General features: G+C 68.4%; 5 protein-coding genes. All 5 read left to right on the forward strand.

Annotated elements, in window-relative coordinates; all coding sequences use genetic code 11:
• Positions 1-615 (forward strand): ABC transporter ATP-binding protein (locus tag ACEN88_RS25935; protein ID WP_413344301.1); only part of this gene is annotated, 615 nt, incomplete at its 5' end.
• Positions 616-787: 172 nt separating this feature from the next.
• Complete coding sequence (locus ACEN88_RS25940; protein ID WP_056124239.1) at positions 788-1,591, forward strand: inner membrane protein YpjD; 804 nt, start codon at positions 788-790, stop codon at positions 1,589-1,591.
• The gene (locus ACEN88_RS25945) at positions 1,588-1,893 is read left to right on the forward strand and encodes a PP0621 family protein (RefSeq protein ID WP_413344304.1); all 306 of its coding nucleotides are present in this window, start codon (positions 1,588-1,590) and stop codon (positions 1,891-1,893) included. Before ACEN88_RS25940 ends, ACEN88_RS25945 begins: the two co-directional genes overlap by 4 nt.
• Positions 1,894-1,901: 8 nt before the next feature.
• Complete coding sequence (locus ACEN88_RS25950; RefSeq protein ID WP_413344305.1) at positions 1,902-3,587, forward strand: two-component system sensor histidine kinase NtrB; 1,686 nt, start codon at positions 1,902-1,904, stop codon at positions 3,585-3,587.
• 17 nt (positions 3,588-3,604) lie between these two features.
• Positions 3,605-4,062, forward strand: a 458-nt coding sequence (locus tag ACEN88_RS25955) for a sigma-54-dependent transcriptional regulator (protein ID WP_413344307.1), incomplete at its 3' end; no start/stop codon positions are given.

Genomic DNA, 4,062 nt, shown 5'->3' on the forward strand with positions numbered 1-4,062 from the left:
ACGGCCGGCCGCGTGCTGGCCGACGGCGTGCCGGTCGCCGGCCCCGGGCCGGAGCGGGGCATGGTGTTCCAGGAATATGCGCTGTTCCCGTGGATGACGGTGGAGCAGAACGTCGGCTTCGGCCTGGAGATCAAGGGCATGGCGCGCGCGCAGGTCGCGGCGCGCGTGGGCGAGCTCCTGAAACTGCTGTCGCTGGAGGATTTCGCGAAGCGCTATCCGAAGGACCTGTCCGGCGGCATGCGCCAGCGCGTGGCGATCGCGCGCGTGCTGGCGCTGGATTCGCCGATCCTGCTGATGGACGAACCGTTCGGCGCGCTCGACGCCCTCACGCGGCGCAACCTGCAGGACGAGCTGCTGCGCCTGTGGGCCGAGTTGAAGAAGACGGTCATCTTCGTCACGCACAGCATCGAGGAAGCGATCTACCTGGCCGACCGCATCGTCGTGATGACGTACCGGCCGGGCACGATCAAGCGCGACATCCTCGTCGACCTGCCGCGCCTGCGCGATCCGGCGGCGCCCGAGTTCAATGCGCTCAAGCGCGAACTGGGGCTGATGGTGATGGAGGAGCAGCAGCGGCACCACGATGCGGAAATCAAGGCCGCGGCCGTCGACTAACCCCGTCGTTCCCGGAAGCGGGAACCCATACTGAGTTTCCGAAGTTGCACTGTGCGCGTTAACGCAGAGCGAATTCAGAATGGATTCCCGCCTTCGCGGGAATGACGTGCGACTGCGCTTACTCTTCTGACAACCTAACCTTGCCCTTTCCGGATGGTGTAGACTCGCGCGTATGCAACTTACCCTATTCATCGCCGCGGCAATCCTGTACGCGGTATGTGCCCTGCTGCCGTCGCGGCAGGGCTCGGCCATTTCGGCCGTGACCGCCGTAGCCTGGGCCGTGCACGGTGCCGCGCTGTGGCCGGATATCGTGTCGAACGGCACCTTACGGGTCGGCTTCGCCTTCATGCTGTCGGCCGCGCTGTGGATTTCCGTCGCCGCCTACTGGATCGAAAACCGCAATTTCGCGCTGGACGGCATGCGCCGCATGGTCATGCCGTGCGCGGCCGTCGCGGCGATCCTGCCGCCGCTGTTCCCCGGCAACCTGATGCCCGTGCAGGACCAGTCGCCCGCGTTCGGCTGGCACGTCGCGGTTGCCGTGTCCGCGTACAGCACGCTCACGATCGCCGCGTTCCACGCCGTGCTGATGGCGCTGCAGGAGGCGCGTCTGCACACGAAGAGCGCAAAGAAGGGCTGGTTTACCGGCGCGCTCGACCAGCTGCCGGCGCTGCTGACGATGGAGCGGCTGCTGTTCCGCATGATCGGCATCGGTTTCGTCCTGCTCAGTTTGACCGTCCTGTCGGGCATCGTGTTTTCCGAACAGCTGTTCGGCCGCGCGCTGCGTTGGGATCACAAGAACTTTTTCGCGCTGCTGTCGTGGGTGCTGTTCGCCGCGCTGCTGGCCGGACGCCGCTGGCGCGGCTGGCGCGGCAAGACCGCGCTGCGCTTCACGCTGGCGGGATTCGCCACGCTGGCGCTGGCTTACGTCGGCAGCCGGTTCGTTTTCGAAGTCGTTCTGCACCGGGGGTTCGTATGACGCGACTGCTTTTCTGGATTGCGCTCGTCATCCTCGTGGTGGCCGCCATCCGCAGCAAACTGCGCGCCGCGATGACGCGCGCACAAGGCCCCGCCGTAAATCCGGCCTCCGGGCCGGCACCGGCGTCCGCCGGCGGCGAAGCAAAGGCCAAGGCGTGGAGCCGCGTCGAGGACCAGTCCGAGACGATGCTGTGCTGCGCCCATTGCGGCATCTATTTCCCGGCGTCGGAAGCCGTGCGGGCCGATGGCCGCGACTATTGCGGCACGGCGCACGCGCGCGAGGCGCACCAGCAGGCCCGGTAAGCCGCCGCATGGCGAGCCGGCTTTCCCTTTCCGCCGAGTCGCGCTCGACGTTCTGGCGCTCGCTGCAAACGCTCACGGTCACGCGCATCGTGATCGCGTTCGTGCTGCTGCTGTACCTGTCGATCGACGTGCGGCGCGGCCGCGTCGACGGCACCGCGTATGCCGAGACGTGCATCGCCTACGTGCTGGCCGCGCTGATGTTCGCGGTCGTCGCCCAGCGCTGGCGGCGGCGCTTCCTGTGGCAGTTGTCGGCCCAGGTCCTCGTCGACATCGTCGCGATCTCGCTGCTGTACCTCGCCGCCGGCGGCATGCGCAGCGGCCTCGCGCTGCTGTACCTGTTCCCGCTCGCGGGCGCCGCGATCCTCGCGCCGCTGGTGCTGGCCCTGTTCTCGGCCGCGCTGGCCACGCTGTTCGTGCTGGGCGAGAGCACCTGGGGGATCTTCATGCGCGCGGACGACCCGCCGCTGACCCAGGCCGGGCTCACCGGCGCCGCGTTCTTCGCGGTGGTGCTGGTGGTGAACCGCCTGGCCGCGCGCCTCATCAAGCAGGAAGAGCTGGCCGCGCGGCACGGCGCCGACCTGCGCATCCAGCAGGCGATCTACCGCATCGTCGTCGACGACGTGGACGACGGCATCCTCGTGCTGGGGAGCGACGGCACCGTCTTCGGCGGCAATCCGGCGGCGCGCCGCATGCTCGGGCTGGAGACGCAGCCGGGCGAGGACGGCAACACGTTTCGATTGACCGACCTGGCGGCGCTGGAACCCGTGGCGCAGCGTTTCGCGGACTGGGTCGGCCGCTGCATGGACGCGTCGGCGACCGGCGGCTTCGTCACCGTCAAGCGCTGGCACGAGACGGACGGCCCGGTGCGCGGCCGCCTCGACCAGCCGGTGCACCTGAAGCTGCGCTTCGCGCGCGTGGACACGCCGCAGGGCACGGCCGAACGCAGCCTCGTGTTCCTGCAGGACGTGAGCGCCATCGAAAACCAGGCGCAGCAACTCAAGCTCGCATCGATGGGACGCCTGACGGCCAGCATCGCGCACGAGGTGCGGAATCCGCTGTCGGCGATCGGCCACGCGACGTCGCTGCTGGCGGAAGACCTGCACGGTCCGGCGGAAACGCGCCTGCTGCGCATCGTGAACGACAACGTGGCGCGCGTGAACCGCATGGTCGAGGACATCCTGAAACTGTCGCGCAAGGTGCAGCCGAACGGCACGCCCGTCGCGCTGGACGACTTCCTGCCCGAGCTGCGCGCCGAGTTCACGGAAATGCACGGCATGGCCGGTGATATAGTGTGGGTGGGCGATGCGGGCGGCCGGTCCGTGCGTTTCGACGGACTGCATCTGCGCGAAGTGCTCGTGAACCTGCTCGGCAATGCGATCCGCTACGCGAGCGGCAAGCCGGCCAGCATCCGCGTGGTCCCCGTGCCCGACGCGACGGGCCGTATGGAATTGCACGTGCAGGACGACGGTCCGGGCATTACGCCGGAAGTGCGGGCGCATTTGTTCGAACCGTTCTACACGACGTCGAGCAAGGGCACGGGCCTCGGCCTGTACCTGGCGCGCGAGCTGTGCCTGAACAACGGCGCGATGCTCGACTACGAATACCGCACCGAGGACGTGCGGCCCGGCGCGGGCGCCGGCGGCACGGGCGAGGCCAGCGGCCGCTTCGTGATCACGTTCGGTGCAACTATCTAATGTCACGGAAAGAAGGCATGAGCTCACCCCGCATCCTGGTGGTCGACGACGAACCCGACCTGCGCGAGCTGCTCGAGATCACCCTGCTCAAGATGGGGCTCGACGTCGACAGCGCCGCGACCGTCCGCGAGGCGCGTGCGCTGCTGGGACAAAAGCCGTTTGCGCTGGTGCTGACCGACATGCGCCTGCCCGACGGCCTGGGCCTGGAACTCGTGCGCGAGGTCGCGGCCCATCATAAATGCACGCCCATCGCCGTCATTACCGCCTACGGCAGCGCCGAGAATGCCGTCGTGGCGCTGAAGGCCGGCGCGTTCGACTACGTGTCGAAGCCCGTCGTGCTGGACGATTTGCGCGCGATGGTGCGCGCGGCCTTGAAACTGTCCGACCCCGCGGCGGCACCGGCCGCCAGCCAGGCCGAGGGCACGTCGCGCCTGATCGGGCAATCGTCCGCGATGCAGGCGCTGCGCGCGCAGAT

Origin of the sequence: Massilia sp. CT11-108 (assembly GCF_047302915.1) — a bacterium.
Classification (GTDB): domain Bacteria; phylum Pseudomonadota; class Gammaproteobacteria; order Burkholderiales; family Burkholderiaceae_D; genus Telluria; species Telluria orientalis.